A 22,432-nucleotide genomic window follows, 5' to 3' on the forward strand; every position below is an offset into this window, starting at 1 on the left:
GAAGGACCCCATGGGGCGTTACGTTCTTCGTCGTGTCGTGCAGGCGGTCGGCATGCTGTTCCTGGTGATGTTCGTGCTGCACCTGCTCACGACCCTCGCGATCCAGCTCAACGGCAACCCCGCCCTCGCGTTCTTCGGCGACAAGATTCCCTCGCCGGCCCAGGTGGCCGCCGTCGAGCAGCGGTTCGGGCTCGACGACCCCTGCTACGACCAGCCCGGCAACCCGTGCCTCGGCCCGTTCGCGGAGCGGCTCGGCCAGTACGCCCAGGGCGACCTCGGCACCAACCTGCGGGGCCGCGAGGTGACGGACATCGTCGCCGCAGCGGCCCCGAACACGCTGCGGCTGTTCGTCATGGTCACGATCACGTGGCTGGTGCTGGGCATGGTGCTCGGCTCGGTGGCCGCCCGCTGGCGCGGGTCGCCGTCGGACCACGGCATCCGGCTGACGTCGGTGCTCATCGACGCCCTGCCCGTGTTCGTGCTGCTCCTGGTCTACAAGGAGATCGTCACGGTGCCGCTCAGCGGCTGGGCCAAGGACACGTTCGGCGAGGACAGCTGGCCGCCGTACTGGTTCAAGCCGTCGTTCGACCCGGAGCACCCGTGGGCCACGGTCGCGGTGCCCGGCATCCTGCTGGGCCTGGCCGGCTCGGCCGCCTTCATCCGCCTGGTGCGCGCCAGCCAGCTCGAGTCGTACGGCGGCGACCACGTGCGCACCGCCCGGTCCAAGGGCCTGGGCGAGGGCCGCGTCGTGGTGCACCACGTGGTGCGCAACTCGTCGATCCCCGTGGTGACGGCGGTGGGGCTCACCTTCGCGGAGGCCCTGAGCGGCGCCGTCATCACCGAGGGGATCATGAACATCTACGGCATGGGCGGCGTCCTGTGGGACGCCGTGCAGAGCAGCGACGTCGGCCTGGTGCTCGGCATCGTGACCATCCTGACCGCTGTCACGGTGGTGGTGATGATCGTCGTGGACATCGCCTACGCCGCGCTCGACCCGAGGATCCGTTATGAGTGAGGCAGCCTCCCGATCGGTGGGCGAAGGGGCCGGCAAGGTCGCCGACGCCGCGTCGCGCACCCTGGCCTCCGACGCCTGGCGCAGCCTGCGCCGCCGGCCCGACGTCATCGTGTCCGGCCTGATCATCGCGTTCTTCGTGGTCATGGCCGCGTTCCCCGCGCTGTTCACCTCGGTGAGCCCGCGGCGCTGCATCATCGGGGACGCCAAGACCAGGCCGCAGGGGTTCGGCAACGAGTACCCGCTCGGCACGGACTCCTTCGGGTGCGACACCCTGGCCCAGCTCGCCCACGGCTCCCGGCCGTCGCTGCTGCTCGCCCTCGTGGTGGTCGGCACGGCGCTGGTGATCGGCGTCGTGCTCGGCCTGCTCGCTGGGTACTACCTGGGTTGGGTGGACTTCGTGGTGTCCCGCACCATCGAGGTCTTCCTGGTCATCCCGTACCTGCTCGCGGCGATGCTGCTGCTGAGCCTGTTCAAGAACGTGGACCTCGGCTCCGGCACGTTCACCACGATCATGCTGCCCGCGATCGTGCTGACGCTGTTCGGCTGGATGGGCTACGCCCGGTACGTCCGGGCGAGCGTGCTGGAGGCCAAGAACCTCGACTACGTCACGGCCGCCCGCGCGCTGGGCGCCTCCGACCTGCGGATCATGTTCCGGCACGTGCTGCCCAACGCGATCGGCCCGGTGACCGCCCTGGTCCCGACGGCGATCGCCGGGGTGATCGGCGCCGAGGCCGTGCTCGCGTTCCTGGGCATCGGGGTCCGGCCGCCCGCCATCTCCTGGGGGATCATGATCGAGAACGGCTCGTCCTGGGTGCTCGGCGGGTACCCGCACATGCTGCTGATCCCGCTGGGCTGCCTGCTCGCGACGGTCCTGTCGCTGGTGGTGCTGGGCGACGCGCTGCGTGACGCGCTCGACCCGAGGCTGACGGCATGAGCGCGCCCGTGACCCCGGCGGAGAGCGACGCGCCCCTTCTCGAGGTCACCGACCTCGCCGTCGAGTTCCGTACGCCCGACGGCGTGGTGCGCGCCGTCGACGGCCTGTCCTACCGCGTCGAGGCGGGCCGCACGCTCGCGATCGTCGGCGAGTCCGGGTCGGGCAAGTCGGTCTCGTCGCTGGCCGTGCTGGGTCTGCTCCCGGACACCGCCCGGGTGACGCGCGGGACGGTGAAGCTGGACGGCACCGACCTGCTCAGCCTGAGCCGCAAGGAGCACCGCGCCCGCTGCGGCGAGCAGGTGGCGATGGTGTTCCAGGACGCGCTGGCCGCGCTCAACCCGGTGCACACGGTGGGCTACCAGCTCACCGAGGCGCTCCGGGCGCGGCGCGGGCTGTCGCGCCGGGACGCCCGCCAGCGGGCGGTCGAGCTGCTCGACCTGGTCAAGGTGCCCAATGCGAAGGCTCGTGTCTCGGAGTACCCGCACCAGTTCTCGGGCGGCATGCGCCAGCGCGTGATGATCGCGATGGCGCTGTCCATGGACCCCGACGTGCTCATCGCGGACGAGCCCACCACCGCCCTCGACGTCACCGTCCAGGCGCAGGTGCTTCGGCTGCTCGCGGAGATCCAGGCGGAACGGCAGATGGGCCTCGTGCTCATCACGCACGACCTGGGCGTCGTGGCGGGGGTCGCCGACGACGTGACGGTCATGTACGCGGGGCGCGCCGTCGAGCAGGCACCCGTGGTGCCGGTCTACACGGCGCCCGCGCACCCGTACACGCGGGCGCTCCTGCGGTCCATCCCGTCCGCGGCCGGGACCGGCCGCCTGCCCGTGATCCCGGGCCGCCCGCCGAGCCCGGCCGCGATGCCGTCGGGCTGCCCGTTCCACCCGCGGTGCGACGCCGTCCGCGACGTCTGCCGTACCGACGTGCCGCCGCAGGCTGTTCCGGCGCCCGGGCGGATGTCGGCGTGCCACTTCGCGGCGGACGTCCTGGCGGGGCGGGAACCGGCGGCCTCCGGCGCGGCTGTCGGTTCGGCCTCTGTTGCGGCGGTGTCCGGCGCGGCGGCGTCCGGCCCGACGGCGTCCAGCTCGACACCCGGCCCGACGGCGAAGGGAGACCCCGATGACTGAGTCACGACCGGCGGGCGCCGAGCTCGTCGACGAGCGGCCGGCGGACGGCCGGACCGTGCTCGAGGTCCGCGACCTCGTCAAGCACTACCCGGTCCAACGCGGGTTGTTCCACCGCGCGGCGCGCGCCGTCAAGGCGGTCGACGGCGTCTCGCTCACCCTGGACCGGGGCCGCACCCTGGGCCTCGTCGGCGAGTCGGGCTCGGGCAAGTCGACCCTCGCGCGGGTGCTGGTGGGCGTCGAGGCGCCGACCAGCGGCCAGGTGCTGGTCGACGGCGAGGACGTGACCCGCCTGTCCCGCGCCGGCCGCAAGCAGCTCCGCCGCGACGTGCAGATGGTGTTCCAGGACCCGTACACGTCGCTCAACCCGCGGATGTCGGTGAGCGAGATCGTGGGCGAGCCGTTCGCGATCCACGGCATCGACCCGGCGGGCGGGCTCCGGACCGCCGTCGGCGACCTGCTGGAGCTCGTCGGCCTGGACCCCGACCACGCGAACCGGTACCCGCACCAGTTCTCGGGCGGCCAGCGGCAGCGCGTCGGGATCGCCCGCGCGCTCGCGCTGCGGCCCAAGATCCTGGTCTGCGACGAGCCCGTCTCGGCGCTCGACGTGTCGGTGCAGGGCCAGGTCATCAACCTGCTGGAGGACCTCCAGGACGAGCTGGGCCTGTCCTACCTGTTCGTCGCGCACGACCTCGGCGTGGTGCGGCACATCGCGCACGACGTCGCCGTCATGTATCTGGGGCGCATCGTGGAGCAGGGCCCCGAGGCCGAGGTGTACGACGCCGCCCAGCACCCGTACACGCAGGCGCTGCTCTCGGCGGTGCCGGTGCCGGACCCGTCGGTGCGGCTGGTCACGGAGGCGTCCGCGGGTGTCGGGGGCGCCGTCGGCGCCATCGTGCTGGAGGGCGACCCGCCCTCGCCGGCGGACCCGCCGTCGGGCTGCCCGTTCCACACGCGCTGCTGGCTGGCGCCCACGCTGCCGGAGGCGACGCGCGCCCCAGCCGCACCGCCCGCGGAAGGCGCGGACGCCGTCGGCCCGGGAACGGGGAACGCGGGCCTGCGGCTGATCCCGCAGACCTGCGAGACGGACGTTCCCGCGCTGGTCACGCGGGGTGCGGGAACGGCCGGTGCGGGGGTAGCCGCCGTCGGGCCGGGGGCCTCGCCCCACGTCGCCGCGTGCCACTTCGCGCGCGAGCTGGCCGCGCCGGGAGGCCGGGTATGACGCGCGTCCTGGTGGTCCTGAACTCCCCCACCAGCTCCCTGGGCCGGCTGGAGCAGTGGCTCCCCGAGGCCGGGCTCGACCCCGTCCTCACCCCGGGCGCCGAGCTCCCGGAGACCCTCGCCGGGTTCGGGGGCGTGGTCCTGCTGGGCGGCGGCTTCATGCCCGACGACGACGCCGGCCACCCGTTCCTGGCCCGCGAGCGCGCGCTGACCGTCCAGGCGCTGGCCGACGGCGTGCCGCTGCTCGGGCTGTGCCTCGGCGGGCAGCTCCTGGCGCACGTCGCGGGCGGCACGGTGACGGCGCGGTCGGGCGAGACGGAGCGCGGTATGTGCGCACTCACGGTGCTGCCCGACGCCGTCGGCGACCCGGTGTTCGGCGACCTGCCCGGCGTGCCGGACGGGCCGCTGTGGATGATCGAGAACCACGAGGACTCGGTGACCGGCCTGCCGCCGTCGGCCACGCTGCTGGTGACGAGCGACGCCTGCCGCAACCAGGCGTTCCGCGTGGGCGAGACGGCCTGGGGCCTGCAGTTCCACCCCGAGGCGCGGCCGGAGCGGGTCGCGAGCTGGGACGAGGCCGCGCTGTCGGAGCAGGGCATCGACCGGGCCGCGCTGGCCGAGGCGGCGCTGGCCCGGGCGGACGAGAACGAGGCGCAGTCGCGCGCGCTGGTGCGCGCCTGGTCCGACGTCGTGCACGCCACGGCGAAGTAGAACCAGGGCGAAGTAGAACTCCAGCGAGGTAGAACCGGGGCGACGTCGCCGCGGTTCGCCCGGACGAGGATCGACGAGAGGACGAGCACGCACATGGTCTCGACAGGGACGCACAGCGACGGGGTGCCGGTCGTGGCCTACCGGGTCGCGCGGGCGTCGGGCGAGGTGCTGGCCGCGCGCCAGGACGAGCTGGACTTCTATGCGGCCTCGACCGTGAAGCTCGCGGTGCTGGTCGCCGCGGCGCGCGAGCTCGACGCCGGCGCGGCGAGCCTCGACGAGACCTGCACCGCGACCCGGACCTTCACGTCGCAGGTGCCCGGCGCGGGCGAGTACACGATCGAGCCCGACGACGTCGACGACGGCCTCCCGCCCGACGGCACGCCGATGCCGCTCGGCGACGTGATCGACCGGATGGTCACGGTCTCGTCCAACGAGGCGACCAACATCGTCGCCGAGCGCGTGGGCTTGCCCGCCGTGAACCAGGTGCTGGCCGACGCCGGAGCGACCCGCTCGACCTTCGGCCGCAAGTACTCCGACCTGGCGGCCGAGCAGGCCGGCGCCTCGCACCGCACGACGGCGGCCGACCTGTGCCTGCTGATGTCCGCCGTCGTCACGGGCAGGCTCGCCGGACCGGAGCGGACCGCCTGGATGTGCGAGCTGCTGGGCCGCCAGACGGACCGGCAGCTCACCGCCGCCGTCCCCGCCCCGGGCAAGCCGGACGCCGTGCCGTTCGGCTCCAAGTCCGGCTGGGTGGACGGCATCCGGCACGACGTCGCGTTCGTCGGCGAACCGGGCCCGGACGCACTGGTCATCGCGGTGTGCACCCGCGGATACGACGAGCAGGCCGCCGAGGAGACCCTGAAGGCGCTGGGCGCGCTGGCGGTCGCGCTCGCCTGACGGGGCGCTGGTACCAGACGGGCTGCTCGAACCTGACGAGGTGCTCGTCCCTGACCTGGTTCTGCTCCTGACCCGGGTCGCCGCCGCGCACCCACGTCTGTCCCCTCTCCTTTGAGACCTAAGTTTCTTCGCTTTCGGCCGCCCCAAAGCGAAGAAACTTAGGTCTCGTAGGAGGAGACGGGCGACGCGGCCCCGCCGTCGACCAGAGTCAACCGGGAGTCGATCCGGGAGGGGTTGCCTCCCACGACCGTTTCCTATTGAATGCGGGTGCAATAGCGGCGAGCCAAGGGAGGCGACGTGCTGAGCACCAGTACCGCGGAGGTCCGCGCCGGCGGCCTCGCGCAGGTCGAGCGCAGGGAGAACCTGCTCAACCAGGGCTTCCACCTCGTCCGGTCGGGCGTGCTGGCCCCGGGGCTGCGCGTGCACCGCGACGTCGGCGCGATCTGGCAGCTCGTCACGTGGGGCCCGTCGATCGCCGGCGGGTACCGGGCCAGCGCCGTCCGCGCCCCGCACCAGACGGCGTTCGCCGACGAGCAGCGCAGCGCGACCTTCCGCGAGCTCGACGACAACGCGAACCGGCTGGCCAACTCCCTGCGCGACCGCGGCGTCGGCCCGCGTACGCCCGTCGCCGTGCTGTGCCGCAACCACGGCGGCCTCGTCGAGGCCATGGTGGCGCTGGCGAAGCTGGGCGCGACCACGCTGCTGCTCAACTCGGGCCTCTCGCCCGCGCAGGTCTCGGCGGTCGTCGTCGAGCAGCGGCCCGTCCTCCTGCTCGCCGACCAGGAGTTCCTCGACCAGGGGCCCGACCTCCCCGCGGACCTCCCGGTCGTCAGCACCTGGGCCGACGACGGGGCCTCCGGCCTGGCCGGCCTCGTCGCACAAGGTGCCCCCGCACGGGTGCCGATCCCGGAGCGGCCCGGCCGCACCGTCGTCATGACCTCGGGCACCACGAGCACCCCCAAGGGTGCGCGCCGCCCGCAGCCGCACGGCCTGAGCGAGGCCGCCTCGCTGCTGTCGGCCATCCCGCTGCGCACCGGTGAGCGCATGATGATCACCACGCCCGTCTTCCACACCTGGGGACTGGCGGCCCTGCAGCTCGGCATGGCGCTGCACGCGGAGCTGGTGCTGCCGCGCCGGTTCGACGCCGAGCAGGCGCTGCGCACGATCGCCGAGCGGCGGGTGACCGCCCTGGTCGCTGTGCCGGTCATGCTGCAGCGCATCCTGGATCTGCCCGCCGAGGTGAAGGCCCGGTACGACACGTCGTCGCTGCGCGTCGTCGCCTACTCCGGATCGGCGATGCCGGCCGAGCGGATCACCCAGTTCCTCGACGAGTTCGGTCCGGTGCTCTACGGCCTGTACGGCTCGACCGAGGCCTCCTGGGCTTCGATCTCCACGCCGGCGGACCTGGCCGCGGAGCCGACGACGGCGGGCCGGCCGCCGCTCGGCACCCGCCTGGGCATCCTGGACGACGACGGCCGACCGGTCCCGCGGGGCGCCGTCGGCCAGATCTGCGTGGGCAACGGCATGCTGTTCGAGGGGTACACCAACGGCACGGGCCAGCCGATGTTCGGCGACCTGATGGCGACCGGCGACCGCGGCCGGCTGGAGGACGACGGCCGCCTCTACGTGGTGGGCCGCGCCGACGACATGATCGTCTCGGGCGGCGAGAACGTGTTCCCCCGCCCGGTCGAGGACGCGATCGCCGCGCTGCCGGAGGTCGCGGACGCCGCGGTGCTCGGCGTGCCCGACGAGAGGTTCGGCCAGCGGTTCGCCGCGTACGTGGTGCTGCGCGAGGGCGCGACGCTCACCGCCGAGACCCTGCTGGACCGTCTCCGACCGAAGCTCCCGCGCTTCTCCCTCCCCCGCGACGTCCACTTCCTGCCGGAGCTCCCCCGCAACCCGACAGGCAAGGTCACCCGCCACACCCTCCCTCGTTGAGTGCTGGGTATTTGTCCTCTCGAACCGGTTCGAGAGGACAAATACCCAGCACTCAACGAGGAGAGATCAGGGTCAGGGGAGGAGGGATCGGATCAGCCACAGGCCCTCCGCCAGCTCCGTGAAGCTCGTGCTCAGCGGGGAGAGCCCCACACGGAGGCCCTGCGGCGGGCGGAAGTCCGGGATCACGCCCCGCTCCCACGACTGCGCGACCACCCGCTTGAAGTCGGGGTGGTCGAGCATGACGTGGCTCCCCCGGTGCTCCGGGTCGCGCGGCGACGCCACGCGCACGCCGGGCAGGTGCTCGTCGGCGAGCTCGATCGCGAACGCGGTCAGCGCGAGCGACTTCTCGCGGACGGCCGGCATGCCCGCCTCCTCGATCAGGGCGAGCATGTCGCGCATCGGCAGCATGCCGATCACGGGCGGCGTGCCGCTGATGAGCTGCCGGATGCCGACGGCGGGCTCGTACTGCGGCCCCATCGCGAACGGGTCGGCGGCCCCCATCCAGCCCTGGACCGGCTGCCGCACCTCGGCCTGCAGGCCGGCGGCCAGGTACGCGAAGGCCGGTGAGCCGGGCCCGCCGTTGAGGTACTTGTACGTGCAGCCGACGGCGATGTCCACGCCGTCGGCGTCCAGGTCCAGCGGGACCGAGCCCGCCGAGTGGCACAGGTCCCAGAGGACCAGCGCGCCGGCGTCGTGCACCACGCGGGTGATCGCGGGCAGGTCGGCGATGTAGCCGGACTTGAACGCGACGTGGCTGAGCAGCACGAGCGCCGTGTCCGGGCCGACGGCGGCCGCGACCTCGTCGGCCGTGACGCCCGCCTCGGCGTCGGGCGTGATCCAGCGGAGCTCCAGGCCGCGCTCGGCGGCGATGCCCTGCAGCACGAACCGGTCCGTGGGGAAGTTCTCCGTGTCGGCGACGATCACGGTGCGGCCGGGCCGGGCGTCGACCGCGGCGCGGGCCAGCTTGTAGAGGAGCACCGTCGTGGAGTCCGCGACGACGGTCTGCCCCGGCGCCGCGCCCAGCGCGACCCGGCCGAGCGTGTCGCCCAGCTCGGTCGGCGCGTCCATCCAGCCCTCGTCCCAGGAGCGGATCAGACGCGCGGCCCAGGGCCCGTCCACGAAGGACGCCAGCCGCTCGCGGGTCGCGGCGAGCGGCCGGCCCAGCGAGTTGCCGTCGAGGTAGGCGACCAGCCCCTCGCTCGGGACGAAGCGGTCGCGGTAGTGCGCCAGCGGGTCGGCGGCGTCGAGGGCGGCGGCCCGCTCGCGCAGCGCGGCGGGCAGGTCTGCGGACGGTGCGGTGTCGGTCACGGAGGCTCCAGGTCGTTCGGTTCCGGCCCGAGCGTACGTCGTGTCCGTGCCGGACCCGCCGGAACCCTTGACGCCCCAGCCCTGGCCTCAGTAATGTCCGAGCCATTCAAGCGCAAGAACTCGACAAGAGTATGCGTTTTTGCGTACAGAACCATGGCAAGTACCCAAGGTCAATCCTGGTGACGACCCCCGTCGACGACGACGGGAGATCGGGGACGATGATGTTCCGCTCCGCCGCACGCCATGCACCACGACGGGGGCTCGCCCCCGGGCTCCTGTCCGCACTCACCGCGACGGCCCTCGCCGCGGTGGTCCTCGTTCCGACGACGACGGCAGCCGCCGCGCCCGCCGTCCTGTCCGCCGGCGCGTCGGCCGCGGCCAGCAGCGCCAACGCGCCCTACCTGGCCGACAACCTCACCGACGGCAACTCGGCCACGTACTGGGAGTCGACCAACAACAGCCTGCCGCAGTGGGCGCAGGTCGACCTCGGCTCCGGCGCCACCGTCGAGGAGGTCGTGCTCAAGCTGCCCGCCGGCTGGGAGGCCAGGACCCAGACCCTGTCGGTCCAGGCCGGCGCCGACGGCTCCGCCTTCACCACCCTGGCCGCGAGCGCCCAGCGCCGGTTCGACCCGGCGTCGGGCAACACGGTGACCATCGACGTGCCGAACACGGAGGCCCGCTACGTGCGGGTCGCGATCACGGCGAACACGGGCTGGCCGGCCGGGCAGCTCTCCGAGCTGGAGGTGCGGGGCACACGCGACACCCCGGACCCGGAGGATCCGCAGGACCCGACCGGCACGGACCTGGCGGCGGGCCGCACGATCGCGGCGTCGTCGACCGAGTGGACGTACGTGGCGGCCAACGCCAACGACGGCAACACGAGCACGTACTGGGAGGGCGCGGGCGGGCAGTACCCGAGCACCCTGGCGGTGACGCTGGAGTCCGCGGCGGAGCTGAGCGACGTCGTCGTGAAGCTGCCGCCGGCCACGGCGTGGGGGCCGCGTACCCAGACCTTCGAGGTGCAGGGCCGCACCGGTTCAGGTGACGCGTGGGCCACGCTCGCGCCGTCGGCCGCACGTGCCTTCTCCCCGGCGACGGGCAACACGGTGACGGTCCCGGTCACGGGTACCGCGCGGGAGGTGCGGCTGCGGTTCACCGCGAACACGGGTTCGGGCAACGGTCAGGTGGCCGAGCTGCAGGTGTTCGGCACGCCCGCGGCCAACCCGAACCTCACGGTCACGGGCGTCACGGCCACCCCGGCGTCGCCCACGGAGTCGGACGACGTGACCCTGTCCGCCGTCGTGAAGAACATCGGCACGCGGGCCTCGACGGCCACGGACGTGTCGTTCACGGTGGACGGCGACGAGGTGGCGACCGGCCAGGTGGGCGCGCTCGCCGCGGGCGCGCAGGCCACGGTCACGGCCGACGTCGGCACCTTGACGGCGGGGTCGTACGAGATCGGCGCGGAGGCGGACCCGTCAGGTGCCGTGGCCGAGCAGTCGGAGACCGACAACGGCTACACGCGGCCGGACCCGCTGGTGGTCACCGAGATCGCGAGCTCCGACCTGGTCCCGACCGTCGCCTGGACGCCCACCACACCGGCGGCGGGCGAGACGGTCACGTTCTCGGCGACGATCGCGAACCGCGGTTCGCTCGCGACGTCGTCGGGCGCGCACGGGCTCACGGTGGTGCTGCGGAACGGTTCCGGCGCGGTGCTGCGCACGCTGACGGGCTCCGTCTCGGGGACCATCGCACCGGGCGCGACCAGCCAGAGCGTGAACCTCGGGACGTGGACGGCGGCCGACGGCTCGTTCGACGTCACCGTGACGGCGGCACCCGACCCGACCGAGGTCGCGGCGAAGCGGGCGAACAACGAGGCGACCCGGTCGCTGTTCATCGGCCGCGGTGCCGACCTGCCGTTCGACACGTACGAGGCGGAGGACGGCGTGTCGGGCGGCGGCGCGACCGCCGTCGGGCCCAACCGGGTGGTGGGCGACCTGGCCGGCGAGGCGTCCGGCCGCAAGGCCGTCACCCTGGGCCAGACCGGGTCCTACGTCGAGTGGACCACGCGGGCGACCGCCAACTCCCTGGTGGTGCGCTTCTCCATGCCCGACGCCGCGGGCGGCGGGGGCACCAACGGGTCGCTGGGCGTCTACGTGGACGGTCAGTTCGTCAAGAACATCGACCTGACCTCGCGCTACGCGTGGCTGTACGGCAACGAGGCCAGCCCGGGCAACCAGCCCGGCCAGGGCGCGCCGCGGCACATCTACGACGAGGCGAACGCCCTGCTCGGGCGGACGGTCCCGGCCGGCTCGACGATCCGCCTGCAGAAGACGGCGAGCAACCCCGGGCCGTACACGGTCGACTTCGTGGACCTGGAGCAGGCGACGGCGCAGGCCAACCCGGACCCGGCCCGGTACGTGCAGCCCAGCGGCTTCACGCACCAGGACGTGCAGAACGCGCTCGACCGGTTCCGGATGGACACCACCGGCAACCTCGCCGGCGTCTACCTGCCGGCGGGCGACTACCAGACCGCGAGCAAGTTCCAGGTCTACGGCAAGGCCGTCGACATCGTGGGCGCCGGGCCGTGGTTTACCCGGTTCCACGCGCCGGCCGGGCAGGAGAACACGGACATCGGCTTCCGGGCCGAGGGCACCGCGAACGGCTCGACGTTCCGCGACTTCGCCTACTTCGGCAACTACACCTCGCGCATCGACGGCCCGGGCAAGGTCTTCGACTTCGCGAACGTCTCGGACATGACGATCGACAACATCTGGGTCGAGCACATGATCTGCATGTTCTGGGCCGCCAACATGGACAGCTCGGAGATCAAGGGCTCCCGCATCCGGAACACGTTCGCCGACGCCCTGAACATGACCAACGGCAGCGCGAACAACCACGTGCACAACAACCAGGCGCGCGGCACCGGTGACGACTCGTTCGCGCTGTTCGCGGCGACCGACGCCGGGGGCAGCGGACAGCGGGGCAACGTGTTCGAGAACCTGACGTCCACGAACACCTGGCGGGCCGCGGGCCTGGCCGTCTACGGCGGGCAGGACAACACGTTCCGCAACATCTACATCGCCGACACGCTCGTGTACTCGGGCGTGACGATCAGCTCGCTGGACTTCGGGTACCCGATGGAGGGGTTCGGCCCCGCGCCGACCGTCTTCGAGGGCATCTCCGTGGTGCGCTCCGGCGGGCACTTCTGGGGCGCGCAGGTGTTCCCGGCGGTGTGGCTGTTCTCGGCGTCGAAGACGTTCACCGCCATCCGGGTGAACGACCTCGACATCGTGGACCCGACGTACTCCGGGATCATGTTCCAGACCCAGTACGTCGGCGGGCAGCCGGTCAACCCCGTGCAGGACACCGTGTTCACGGACGTGTCGATCACCGGTGCGCAGCGCAGCGGTGACGCCTACGACGCCAAGTCTGGCTACGGCATCTGGGCCAACCCGCTGCCGGAGGCGGGCCAGGGTCCGGCGGTCGGGTCGGCGACGTTCAACGGGCTGACGTTCGGGAACAACTTCCGCGACATCGAGAACCCGACGTCGACGTTCACGATCAACCGCAACTGAGGTAGCACGCCGCCTTCGCTGGTCGAGCTTGTCGAGACCCGGGTCTCGACAAGCTCGACCGGCGAACGGCACTCGACCGGCGGTGGGCGGCAGAGCTCAGAGCCGGGTGGAGGACCGCAACCAGTCGATCAGGTCCGCCGCCGTCTCCGGCACGGGCAGCGGAGCCGTCAGCGCGGGCGCGGCGTCCGGCGGGCCGACGACGGCGCGGCGCAGTGCCTCCCCCGTGAGCACCAGCCCGAGCAGCTCGATCTCGCGCTCGTTCACCCCGACCGGCGTCGGCCCGTTGCCCATGTCCGTGCCGTACACGAGGCGCCCGCCCGCGGCGACGAACCGCCGCGCGTTGTCGAGCGCGCGCGTCAGGCCGGCAGACCCGCCCGGACCGTCGTGGATCGCGAGGGTCGAGATCCAGGTCATGTGCGTGGCCCGGGCGATCACCCCGGCCGGGAGCGCCTCGGTCCACGGCACGTGCACCAGCGTGTCCGCGCCCGCGTCGATGGCACGCTCGGCCTGGCCCGGACCTTCGGCGTGGACCAGCACCGGCAGCCCCGCGGCGTGGGCCGCGCCGACCAGGGCCAGCAGGACGCCGTCGGGCAGCAGGGACATGCCCGCGTGCAGGGCGACCTTGACCGCGAAGCCGCCCGCGCGGACGACGTCGGACACGGCCTCGGCGGCCTCGTCCGGCGAGGCGACGTGCCGCACCGCGTCGCCCGGCGCCCACGAGCGCCCGCTCGGGTACCCGCCGGGCGCGGTGTGGAACGGCCCGGCGAACCGCACCCGGACACCCGACGGCGGCGCCGCGGCCCAGGCACTCACGTCGCGCGGGTCCCAGCCCAGGTCGTGCACCTCGGTGACCGGCCCGCCGGCGAGCAGGTCGCGGTCGACCAGGCCCAGGTGCACGTGCCGGTCGACGACGCCGGGGAGCGTCGTCGACGGGGCCTCAGGCACCGAGGGGACCGTCGATCTCGGTGCGGACCGAGATGAGCTCGGGGAAGAACGTCAGGTCGAGCGCCCGCTTGAGGAAGCCGACGCCGCTGGACCCGCCCGTGCCGGTCTTGAAGCCGATGGTGCGCTGCACGGTGCGCAGGTGCCGGAACCGCCAGAGCTGGAACGCGTCCTCGATGTCGACCAGGTCCTCGCACGCCTCGTACAGCTCCCAGTGGGCGTGCGGGTCCTCGTAGATCGTCTTGAACACGGCGATCAGCTCGGGGTGCTCGGTCCAGGCCTGGGTCACGTCGCGGTCCAGGATCTCGGCCGGGACCGGGTGACCGCGCCGGGCCAGCAGCCGCAGGAACGCGTCGTAGACCGTGGGCTCCTGCAGGAGCTGGGCGAGCTGCGCGTGGATCTCCGGCTTGTCCCGGAAGACCTGGAGCATGCCGGCGTGCTTGTTGCCGAGCAGGAACTCCACGGCGCGGTACTGGTGGGACTGGAAGCCCGAGGACTGGCCCAGCGAGCCCCGGAACTCCGCGTACTCGCTCGGGGTCAGGGTCGCCAGGACCGACCACTGCTCGGTGATGGTGCGCTGGATGTGCTTGACCCGGGCCAGTCCCTTGAGGGCGCGGGGCAGGTCGTCCGAGTCGAGGAACCGCCGCACGCCGCGCAGCTCGTGCACCACCAGCTTGAGCCACAGCTCCGTGGTCTGATGCTGGATGATGAACAGCAGCTCGTCGTGGTGCGGCGGGTCGCTCACCGGGTGCTGCGCCGACAGCAGCGCGTCGAGCCCCAGGTAGGAGCCGTAGTCCATCTCGTCGCGGAAGTCCGTGCGGATGGAGGCCTCGATGGGCCGGGTGTTGCCGCTCATGGGGCGAGCGTAACCCCGCTACGAAGACTCTCATCGATGAGAGTCTCATCGATGAGAGTCTCCCGGTCAGACATCAGGCGGCCTGCGCCTCGTCCCGGTTCGGGTTCTCGAACGCCTCCGCCATCAGCGCGATCTCCTCGGCCGGCAGCGACATGTCCTGCGCGATCCGCGTCCAGCCCGACGTCGCGGCCGCCACCTCGGCGAGCACCCGCCGCGCGTCGTCCTGCCGCAGGCCGTACGAGTCGGCGGTGGCGAGCAGCACCCGCACGTCCCGGTCGATGCGGGTGCCGCCCGGGCGCAGCGGCGTCGACTCCACGACCGCGAACGGGTTGGGGTTGACGTCGAACAGCGGGGCCAGCGACCAGCCGTCCGCGCGGCGCAGGAACCCGTGGTTCTTCATGTGGTCGTCGACGTTCCGCACGAGCAGAGTGAACGCCACCCGGCGGAACAGGTCGTGGCCGTCGGTCGCCGGCCGCCCCGAGTGGTCCGCCAGCGTCTCCGCGAGCGTGCGGTAGTCGATGACCTCGAAGAACGCCTTCTGCGTGAGGCTGTCCGCGGACAGGAAGCCGATGCGCCCGCCGTCGGGCCGCCGGTCGAAGCGGCGGGTGAGCAGGATGGAGCGCGACGGGCCGATGCGGTGCAGCCGCGCGACGGGCACCTCGATGCCGGCGTCCGAGGCGAGCCGCAGCGTCAGGTACTCCCACGCCTGCACGTCCCACCGGTCGCCGCTCTCGGGCAGCTTGGCCATCCACAGGTCGCCCTCGGCGTCCTTCACGGTCACCTTGGGCCGGGCGCCGCCCATCGAGGTCCCGGCCGCGACCAGCAGCCGCACGTCGTGGTCGGTCTCCCGGTGCTGCGCGACGGCGTCCGCGGCGTCGGTCAGCGAGGGCAGGTCCACCAGGTCGGGGACCTCCGCGCGCGGCGGCCCCATGAACGTCTTTCCCTCGTCGAGCGAGAAGCGCAGGGCGCCCAGCCGGGTCTCGTCCTGCACGCCCAGCAGGAAGTCCACCTCGGTCAGCGTCATGAAGCCGCGGCCCTCCGCGCGGGCGGCGCGCCGCTCGGCGTTGAACAGCAGGGTGCGGCCCCACTGGTCGGGCTGGCAGTCCGCGAGCACACCGAACAGCGGACGGTCGCTGCCCGACGGGATGTTGCCCGGCGTCAGCGGCAGCTCGGGGCACAGCGCGTACGCGCGGGTGTCGCGCAGGTACGCGGCGTCGTAGCGGAACGCGCAGCCCACGAGGGCGCCGCCGCGGTTGAGATGCATGTCGAGATCACCTGCGCGGACCTGTCCTCCGCCGGGAAGCTCGACCTCGACACGTATCGACAACGGCGCTCACCTTCTCGGTTGGTTCAGCTGGGGACCCTGACCCGCTGCGGCAGGGCGCGGTCCGCGTGGAACCGGCCCATCTCGGTGGTCAGGGGGTCGCTCGCGCCGACGATGGCATCGGCCACGCCGAGCACCCGCAGGACGGCGAACGTGTTCTCGAGACTGACCGTCCCCGTGCCGGTCTCGATGGCTCGCAGCGTGGTGCGGGTGATGCCCGCACGGTCGGCGACGAGCTGGGCCGTGAGGCCGTGGATCTTGCGCCAGGCGCGCACGTGGTCGCCGAGCGACGCGAGATCGCGCTGGGTACGGAGGGATGTTCTGGCCATGACTGCTCCTTTCGGTTATCAGGCTAACCGACGAGGCGGGTAACGGTCACCAGGGTGACCACTATTTTCTGACGGCGGCCCAAGGTTCGCGCGGCGGCGGTCGCCGGGCACCCGGCGGCACACAGCAGGACGGGCCGCCCCCTGGTGTGGGGGCGGCCCGTCCGGCGCGGTTTCAGCGGTGCGTCACGGCTGCTGGTTGTTGACCGTGGCCGTCTCCAGGGCGCCCGCGGAGAGGTCGTGCTTCTTCAGGATCTCGGCGTAGGTGCCGTCGTCGATGAGGCTCTGGAGCGCGGCCTGGTAGGCCCGCACCATCTCGACGTCGCCCTTCAGGAACACGAAGCCCAGCGGCGTCGGGTTGATGATCTCGGTGTTGCCCACCTCGAAGATGTCGCCCGAGCCGACCTGCTTAGCGTTGTAGGCGCCGGTCGACCACTGGGTGAGCTCGGCGTCGGCCTTGCCTGCCTGTACCTGGGCGAGCGCGTCGGCGTCGGTGTCGAACTGCAGCACCTTGGCCGGCTTGGCCGCGCACTCCTTGGCGTTCAGCGCGGCGAGCGCGTCGGCCTGGGTCGAGCCGGTGAGCACGGCCACCACACGACCGCAGAGGTCGGCCAGGACCTTGATGCCCTCCGGGTTACCGGCCGGGACCATGATCGCGTCGCTGTCGTTGTAGTAGTCGACGAAGTCGTAGTCGATCTGGCGCTCGCTCGTGTCCGACATGGCGGCGGCGAGCGCGTTGACGTTGCTCGCGTAGAGCTCGCCCAGCAGCGAGTCGAACGGCATGTCCACGAAGTTGTACTTCAGCCCGAGCCGCTTCGATGCGGCGTCGAACAGGTCGATCTCGAAGCCGACGATGCGGCCGGCCTCGTTGGTGTACTCGAAGGGTGGGTAGCCCGACTCCGTGCCGACGGCGATGCGTGCCGACTCGGCCCGCAGCTCACCCGGCAGCATCGCGCGCAGCTCCGGGCGCACCTCCACCGCCTGCGTGGCACCCTCGGCCGGGTCGGAATCGGTCGCGCAGCCGGTCAGCAGGGCGCCGAGCGCGGTCGTCGCCGCGATCGAGGCGATGACCGCGCGTGCGCGGTGTCCACGCACGCGATGTCCGAGAGCCATGCGGTGTCCTCCACAAAACGACATGATGAGCGGGTTACGCGGGTGGAGCCTATACGGTCCGGGTCGTTTGCTGTGAATTCGAGTTTCACCTACTCCCACGGCAGCGACCCCGGCGTCACGAGCGTGTGCCGACCTTAGCGGCAGCCCCCACGTCCGCCAGAATCACGGCGTCGATGAGGCCGCGCGCCCACTCCAGCACCTCGGTCCCGCGCAGCGGGCGCCCGCCGATCCGCGCGGTGGTCGGGAACGGCACCAGGACCGCGCGGATGGCCGGCTTGAGGATGGTGCCCGGGTAGAGCCGCTTGAGGCGGAGCTGCGCCGACTCGGGCAGGTTCACCGGCGCGAACCGGATGTACTTGCCCTGCGCCGTGATGTCCGTGAGCTCGGCGTCGCGCGCGTGGTTGCGGAAGTCCGCGACGTCGAACAGCGCGGCGGCGACGTCGGGCAGCACGCCGTAACGGTCGGTGAGCTCGGCACGGACCTCCGCGAGCGCCCCGGCGTCGTGCGCGGTCGCGATCTTCTTGTAGGCCTCCAGCCGCAGCCGCTCGGTGGCGATGTAGGACTCGGGCAGGTGGGCGTCGACGGGCAGCTCGATGGTGACCTCGGGGGTCTCCTCCTCGCGGTCGCCGCGGAACGCGGACACGGCCTCGCCGACCATGCGGACGTAGAGGTCGAAGCCGACGCCGGCGATGTGCCCGGACTGCTCGCCGCCCAGCAGGTTGCCCGCGCCGCGGATCTCGAGGTCCTTCATGGCGATCTGCATGCCCGCGCCGAGGTCGGTGTGGGCGGCCATGGTGGCGAGCCGGTCGTGCGCCGTCTCGGTCAGGGGCTTCTCGGGCGGGTACAGGAAGTAGGCGTAGGCGCGCTCGCGCCCGCGGCCGACGCGGCCGCGGAGCTGGTGCAGCTGGGACAGGCCCAGCATGTCGGAGCGCTCCAGGATCAGGGTGTTGGCGTTGGAGATGTCCAGGCCGGTCTCGATGATCGTGGTGCAGACCAGGACGTCGAGCTCCTTCTCCCAGAAGGCGCGGATCACCTGGTCGAGCTGGTGCTCGCTCATCTTGCCGTGGGCCACGCCGATCCGGGCCTCGGGCACGAGCTCGGCGAGCCGGCCGGCGGCGCGCTGGATGGTCTCCACCTTGTTGTGCACGTAGAAGACCTGGCCCTCGCGCAGCAGCTCGCGCCGCAGGGCGGCCGCGATCTGCTTCTCCTCGTAGGCGCCCACGTAGGTGAGCACGGGGTGGCGCTCCTCCGGCGGGGTGGCCAGCGTGGACATCTCGCGGATGCCGGTGACCGCCATCTCCAGGGTGCGCGGGATGGGGGTGGCGGACATGGCGAGCACGTCGACGTTGGTGCGGAGCTGCTTGAGCGTCTCCTTGTGCTCGACGCCGAAGCGCTGCTCCTCGTCGATGACCACGAGGCCCAGGTCCTTGAAGGCGACGGAGCCGGTGATGAGGCGGTGCGTGCCGATGACGATGTCGACGCTGCCGTCCTTGAGGCCGGCGAGCGTCTCCTCGGAGTCCTTGGCGGACTGGAAGCGGCTGAGCGCACGCACGTTCACGGGGAACCCGGTGTACCGCTCGGAGAAGGTCTCGAAGTGCTGCTGCACCAGGAGCGTCGTGGGGACCAGGATGGCGACCTGCTTGCCGTCCTGCACGGCCTTGAAGGCCGCGCGGATGGCGATCTCCGTCTTGCCGTAGCCGACGTCGCCGCAGACCAGCCGGTCCATCGGCACGGACTTCTCCATGTCGGCCTTGACCTCGTCGATGGTCGCGAGCTGGTCGGGCGTCTCCACGTAGGCGAAGGCGTCCTCCAGCTCGCGCTGCCACGGGGTGTCGGGGCCGTAGGCGTGACCCTGCGTCGCCATGCGCGCGCTGTAGAGCCGGATCAGCTCGCTCGCGATCTCCTTGACGTGCTTGCGGGCCTTGGCCTTGGTGTTCTTCCAGTCGGCGCCGCCCATCTTGGACAGCGACGGCGACTCTCCGCCCGTGTACTTGGTGACCTGGTCGAGCTGGTCGGTGGGCACGAAGAGCCGGTCACCCGGCTGGCCGCGCTTGCTGCTCGCGTACTCGATCACGAGGTACTCGCGGGTGGCCCGGTTGCCGCCGGTGCCCATGGTGCGCTGCGCCATCTCGACGAACCGGCCGACGCCGTGCTGCTCGTGCACCACGAAGTCGTCGGCCTTGAGCTGGAGCGGGTCCACGACGTTGCGGCGCCGGCTGGGCATCTTGCGCATGTCGCGCGTGCCCGAGCCGGCGCGCCCGGTCAGGTCCTGCTCGGAGAAGACCGCGAGCTGGAGGTCGGGCGCCACGAAGCCCTTGCCGACGCCGCCCGCGAGCACGTGCACGACGCCGGGCTCGGGCTCCTCCTCCAGCGACACCGCGAGCCGGGCCGCGGTGCCGGCCGCGGAGAGCTGCTCGGTCATGCGCTTGGCCGGCCCGTGGCCCTCGGTGGTCAGCACGAGCCGCCAGCTCGCGACCTGCAGCCCGTGCACGTCGTCCAGGGCGCGGGCGAGGTCGCCGCGGTAGGACTCGACGTCGCGCGCGCTGACGGTGAGCACGGTCTCGTCGGCGCCCGACGACGCGTCGTCCGACCCGTCGGTGAGCTCGGTGTCCTGCGTGAAGGCGGACAGGGTCCACCAGCCCAGGCCGCGCCGGGCCGCGATCTCGCGCACCTCGGCGAAGGTCTCGAAGGACGCCGCGGACAGGTCGATCGGGGCCGCCCCGCCGGCCACCGCGCCGGTCCAGGCGGCGGCCAGGAACTCCTCGGTGGTCGCCACCAGGTCGTGGGCGCGGCGCCGCACGCGCTCGGGCTCGTTCACCACGAGCAGCGCGTCGTCGGGCACCAGCTCCAGGACGGGGACCATGCGGTCCACCAGCACCGGCGCGAGCGACTCCATGCCCTCGACGGCCACGCCGGCGGAGAGCTTGTCGAGCATCTCGACCGCGCCCGGCAGGGTCTCCACGAGGTCGGCGGCGCGGGCCCGCACGGCGTCGGTCAGCAGGATCTCGCGGCACGGCGGGGCCCAGACGCCGTGCTCGGCGATCTCCAGGCTGCGCTGGTCGGCCACGGCGAACCAACGGATCTCCGTGACCTCGTCGCCCCAGAACTCGCACCGCAGCGGGTGGTCCTCGGTGGGCGGGAAGATGTCCAGGATGCCGCCGCGCACCGCGAACTCGCCGCGCCGCTCCACCATGTCGACCCGCGTGTACGCGGCGGCGGTGAGCCGCTCGGCGACGTCGGTCAGGTCGGCGGTGGTGCCGGTCTCGAGCTGGACGGGCGCCAGCTCCCCCAGCCCCTCGACGACCGGCTGGAGCAGGGCGCGCACCGGCATCACCAGGAGCCGGATCGTGCTCGCCTGGCCGTGCCCCTCGGCCGGGTGCGCGAGCCGGCGGAACACCGCGAGCCGCTTGGCCACGGTGTCCGCGCGCGGGCTGAGCCGCTCGTGCGGCAGGGTCTCCCAGGCGGGGAGCACGGCGACCTCGTCGCCCCGGTCCTCGGGGAGGTAGCCGCGCAGGCTCGCGGCCAGGTCGTCGGCCTCGCGGCCCGTCGCCGTCACCACCACCAGGGGGCGCTGCTCGGACGCCGCCACCAGCAGGGGCGGGCGTACGCCCACCGGGCCCACCACGTCCACGAAGCCGCGGGCGCGCACGTGCTCCACGGCGGCGGACGCGCCGGGATCACGCAGAAGAGTGGGGAGCAGGCCGGTGAGGTTCATGGGTTCTGTCCTTCGAGGGCGCACGACGACGGGCCCTTCACGGGCACGACCCGGGGTAGGGGCATGGGTGAGGGGCTGGGTCCCAGGCTACTCCTGGGCACTGACACCGCTCTGGCCGTGCCTTCCGTCCCGCTCTGTCCTACGATGACCGGCGATGTTCACCCCCTCCGGTACCCCGCGGCACGGCACACCCGCCCCGGGACGCGCCGCCGCGCCCCGCTCCGCCGTCCGGCTCGACTGGCCCGACGCCGCGCGCGGCCTGGCCATCGGGCTGGTGGTGCTCTACCACGCGACCAACTGGACGTGGTCGACGGGCTACGAGGTGAGCGTGCTGCGCGAGGTGAACGAGACGCTGCGCAGCCTGCGGATGCCGCTGTTCTTCGCCGTCGCCGGGATGTTCGCCGGCAAGTGGACGACCGTGCCGTGGTCCCGGCTGGCCCGCGGCAAGCTCCTGTACTTCGCCTGGGTGTTCGTGCTCTGGGAGCCCATCTCCCTGGTGGTCCGCCTGGTCACGGGCTACTACCAGGTGGCCGACGCCGACTGGGGCATCCTCGCGGACGAGCTCACCTGGTCGCTGCTGGCCCCCCGGTCGGAGCTCTGGTTCCTCTGGACGCTGGCCGCGTTCTTCGTGGTCGCGCGGGCGCTGCGCCGGGTGCCCTGGTGGGTGCAGCTCCTCGCGGCCGCGGCCGTCAGCGGGTGGGCGCTGGCCGGCTGGGAGCCGGAGAGCATCGCGTGGCGGGGCACGGCCCAGTTCGCCGTGTTCTTCCTCGCGGGCCTGCACCTGCGGCCGTGGCTCGAACGGTTCGCCGAGCGGGTCACGTGGCTCTGGGCAGTGGGCGCCGTGGCCCTGTGGCTCGGCATCCAGGTCACGGTGCGCCAGCTCGGCCTCGCCGACATGCCCGGCCTCTACCTCCTGGCCAACGTCGCCGGCGTGCCGGCCGGGGTGGCCGTGAGCGTGCTGGCCTCCCGCGTGCCGGGCGCGCTCGGGCTGCGCTGGCTCGGCGCGCGCACGCTGCCGGTCTTCGTCACCCACACCTCCGTGGTGCTCTACCTGCTTTTCCTGCTCTACAGCAACGGGATCTGGGTGCCCGCACCGCAGTCGCAGGTGCTGCCGGTGCTGCTCTGGGCGGCGGCGATCGCCGTCGGCCTGGGCCTGGGCGCGCTGGCCCCCCGGATCGGCCTGCGCTGGCTGTTCGCCCCGCCCGAGTGGCTAACGGGCCGCTGAGCGCCGCTGAGCGCCCCGTGTCAGACCCACAGGTCCCCCGGGTGACCTGTGGGTCTGACACGTCTAGGGCCGCCCCGCCTCACCCGGGTGAGAAACGCAGTTCACCCCTGTCTGACCAGTCCTGACCTGGGACCCCGGTCGTAGCCTGAGCGACATGTCAGGGCTCCTCCGCGCTGCTCCGGGAGGGACCGGCACACAGGCC

General features: G+C 72.6%; 16 protein-coding genes. 9 read left to right on the forward strand and 7 right to left on the reverse strand.

Annotated features, from left to right (window positions below):
• The first annotated feature begins 10 nt into the window (after nucleotides 1-10).
• The 7 genes from FHX71_RS20370 (at nucleotide 11) to FHX71_RS20400 (ending at nucleotide 7,843) form a co-directional block, all read left to right on the forward strand.
• On the forward strand, nucleotides 11-1,015 hold the full coding sequence (locus tag FHX71_RS20370; protein ID WP_182619271.1) for an ABC transporter permease: 1,005 nt from the start codon (nucleotides 11-13) through the stop codon (nucleotides 1,013-1,015).
• Entirely contained in the window at nucleotides 1,008-1,949 is a 942-nt protein-coding gene (locus FHX71_RS20375; RefSeq protein WP_182619272.1) for an ABC transporter permease, read from the forward strand. The genes FHX71_RS20370 and FHX71_RS20375 overlap by 8 nt, the downstream gene beginning before the upstream one ends.
• Nucleotides 1,946-3,079: an ABC transporter ATP-binding protein gene (locus tag FHX71_RS20380; protein ID WP_182619273.1), complete on the forward strand. Its 1,134-nt coding sequence runs from the start codon at nucleotides 1,946-1,948 to the stop codon at nucleotides 3,077-3,079. Before FHX71_RS20375 ends, FHX71_RS20380 begins: the two co-directional genes overlap by 4 nt.
• A complete protein-coding gene (locus FHX71_RS20385; protein WP_182619274.1) occupies nucleotides 3,072-4,298 on the forward strand; it encodes an ABC transporter ATP-binding protein in 1,227 nt (408 codons plus the stop codon). Before FHX71_RS20380 ends, FHX71_RS20385 begins: the two co-directional genes overlap by 8 nt.
• Nucleotides 4,295-5,008, forward strand: a complete 714-nt coding sequence (locus FHX71_RS20390) for a type 1 glutamine amidotransferase (RefSeq protein WP_182619275.1) — start codon at nucleotides 4,295-4,297, stop codon at nucleotides 5,006-5,008. Before FHX71_RS20385 ends, FHX71_RS20390 begins: the two co-directional genes overlap by 4 nt.
• A 93-nt stretch (nucleotides 5,009-5,101) precedes the next feature.
• On the forward strand, nucleotides 5,102-5,905 hold the full coding sequence (locus FHX71_RS20395; RefSeq protein WP_182619276.1) for a serine hydrolase: 804 nt from the start codon (nucleotides 5,102-5,104) through the stop codon (nucleotides 5,903-5,905).
• 297 nt (nucleotides 5,906-6,202) lie between these two features.
• A complete protein-coding gene (locus tag FHX71_RS20400) occupies nucleotides 6,203-7,843 on the forward strand; it encodes an AMP-binding protein (protein WP_182619277.1) in 1,641 nt (546 codons plus the stop codon).
• A 72-nt stretch (nucleotides 7,844-7,915) separates the two neighbouring features.
• Here FHX71_RS20400 and FHX71_RS20405 read toward each other — a convergent pair whose 3' ends face one another.
• Nucleotides 7,916-9,151, reverse strand: coding sequence for a kynureninase (locus FHX71_RS20405; protein WP_182619278.1), 1,236 nt, complete (start codon nucleotides 9,149-9,151; stop codon nucleotides 7,916-7,918).
• A 179-nt stretch (nucleotides 9,152-9,330) separates the two neighbouring features.
• Here FHX71_RS20405 and FHX71_RS20410 point away from each other — a divergent pair, with 179 nt between their 5' ends.
• Entirely contained in the window at nucleotides 9,331-12,729 is a 3,399-nt protein-coding gene (locus tag FHX71_RS20410) for a galactose-binding domain-containing protein (RefSeq protein ID WP_312877152.1), read from the forward strand.
• Between the two features lie 96 nt (nucleotides 12,730-12,825).
• On the opposite strand, the gene FHX71_RS20415 is transcribed toward FHX71_RS20410, so the two are convergent.
• From FHX71_RS20415 to mfd, 6 genes are all read right to left on the reverse strand, one after another.
• Nucleotides 12,826-13,674, reverse strand: a complete 849-nt coding sequence (locus tag FHX71_RS20415) for an amidohydrolase family protein (RefSeq protein ID WP_182619279.1) — start codon at nucleotides 13,672-13,674, stop codon at nucleotides 12,826-12,828.
• On the reverse strand, nucleotides 13,667-14,527 hold the full coding sequence (gene kynA / locus FHX71_RS20420) for a tryptophan 2,3-dioxygenase (RefSeq protein WP_182619280.1): 861 nt from the start codon (nucleotides 14,525-14,527) through the stop codon (nucleotides 13,667-13,669). The genes FHX71_RS20415 and kynA overlap by 8 nt, the downstream gene beginning before the upstream one ends.
• Before the next feature lie 73 nt (nucleotides 14,528-14,600).
• Nucleotides 14,601-15,791 carry a type II toxin-antitoxin system HipA family toxin gene (locus tag FHX71_RS20425; RefSeq protein ID WP_182619281.1) on the reverse strand — a complete coding sequence of 397 codons (1,191 nt, stop codon included), beginning with the start codon at nucleotides 15,789-15,791 and terminating at the stop codon, nucleotides 14,601-14,603.
• Nucleotides 15,792-15,877: 86 nt separating this feature from the next.
• The gene (locus tag FHX71_RS20430; protein ID WP_182619282.1) at nucleotides 15,878-16,180 is read right to left on the reverse strand and encodes a helix-turn-helix transcriptional regulator; all 303 of its coding nucleotides are present in this window, start codon (nucleotides 16,178-16,180) and stop codon (nucleotides 15,878-15,880) included.
• A gap of 183 nt (nucleotides 16,181-16,363) precedes the next feature.
• A complete protein-coding gene (locus FHX71_RS20435) occupies nucleotides 16,364-17,290 on the reverse strand; it encodes an ABC transporter substrate-binding protein (RefSeq protein ID WP_182619283.1) in 927 nt (308 codons plus the stop codon).
• Nucleotides 17,291-17,405: 115 nt separating this feature from the next.
• On the reverse strand, nucleotides 17,406-21,005 hold the full coding sequence (gene mfd, locus FHX71_RS20440) for a transcription-repair coupling factor (protein WP_182619284.1): 3,600 nt from the start codon (nucleotides 21,003-21,005) through the stop codon (nucleotides 17,406-17,408).
• 154 nt (nucleotides 21,006-21,159) lie between these two features.
• On the opposite strand from mfd, the gene FHX71_RS20445 reads away from it, so the two are divergent.
• A complete protein-coding gene (locus FHX71_RS20445) occupies nucleotides 21,160-22,230 on the forward strand; it encodes an acyltransferase family protein (RefSeq protein WP_182619285.1) in 1,071 nt (356 codons plus the stop codon).
• Nucleotides 22,231-22,432: the final 202 nt, after the last annotated feature.

Origin of the sequence: Promicromonospora sukumoe (genome assembly GCF_014137995.1) — a bacterium.
In the GTDB taxonomy this organism is placed as follows: domain Bacteria; phylum Actinomycetota; class Actinomycetes; order Actinomycetales; family Cellulomonadaceae; genus Promicromonospora; species Promicromonospora sukumoe.

What these genes read in the sequence shown, in the direction of transcription:
- FHX71_RS20370 (WP_182619271.1), top strand. Translation starts at nt 11, where the DNA reads ATGGGGCGTTACGTTCTTCGTCGTGTCGTGCAGGCGGTCGGCATGCTG.
- FHX71_RS20375 (WP_182619272.1), top strand. Translation starts at nt 1,008, where the DNA reads ATGAGTGAGGCAGCCTCCCGATCGGTGGGCGAAGGGGCCGGCAAGGTC.
- FHX71_RS20380 (WP_182619273.1), top strand. Translation starts at nt 1,946, where the DNA reads ATGAGCGCGCCCGTGACCCCGGCGGAGAGCGACGCGCCCCTTCTCGAG.
- FHX71_RS20385 (WP_182619274.1), top strand. Translation starts at nt 3,072, where the DNA reads ATGACTGAGTCACGACCGGCGGGCGCCGAGCTCGTCGACGAGCGGCCG.
- FHX71_RS20390 (WP_182619275.1), top strand. Translation starts at nt 4,295, where the DNA reads ATGACGCGCGTCCTGGTGGTCCTGAACTCCCCCACCAGCTCCCTGGGC.
- FHX71_RS20395 (WP_182619276.1), top strand. Translation starts at nt 5,102, where the DNA reads ATGGTCTCGACAGGGACGCACAGCGACGGGGTGCCGGTCGTGGCCTAC.
- kynA (WP_182619280.1), bottom strand. Translation starts at nt 14,527, where the DNA reads ATGAGCGGCAACACCCGGCCCATCGAGGCCTCCATCCGCACGGACTTC.
- FHX71_RS20425 (WP_182619281.1), bottom strand. Translation starts at nt 15,791, where the DNA reads ATGCATCTCAACCGCGGCGGCGCCCTCGTGGGCTGCGCGTTCCGCTAC.
- FHX71_RS20430 (WP_182619282.1), bottom strand. Translation starts at nt 16,180, where the DNA reads ATGGCCAGAACATCCCTCCGTACCCAGCGCGATCTCGCGTCGCTCGGC.
- FHX71_RS20435 (WP_182619283.1), bottom strand. Translation starts at nt 17,290, where the DNA reads ATGGCTCTCGGACATCGCGTGCGTGGACACCGCGCACGCGCGGTCATC.
- mfd (WP_182619284.1), bottom strand. Translation starts at nt 21,005, where the DNA reads ATGAACCTCACCGGCCTGCTCCCCACTCTTCTGCGTGATCCCGGCGCG.
- FHX71_RS20445 (WP_182619285.1), top strand. Translation starts at nt 21,160, where the DNA reads ATGTTCACCCCCTCCGGTACCCCGCGGCACGGCACACCCGCCCCGGGA.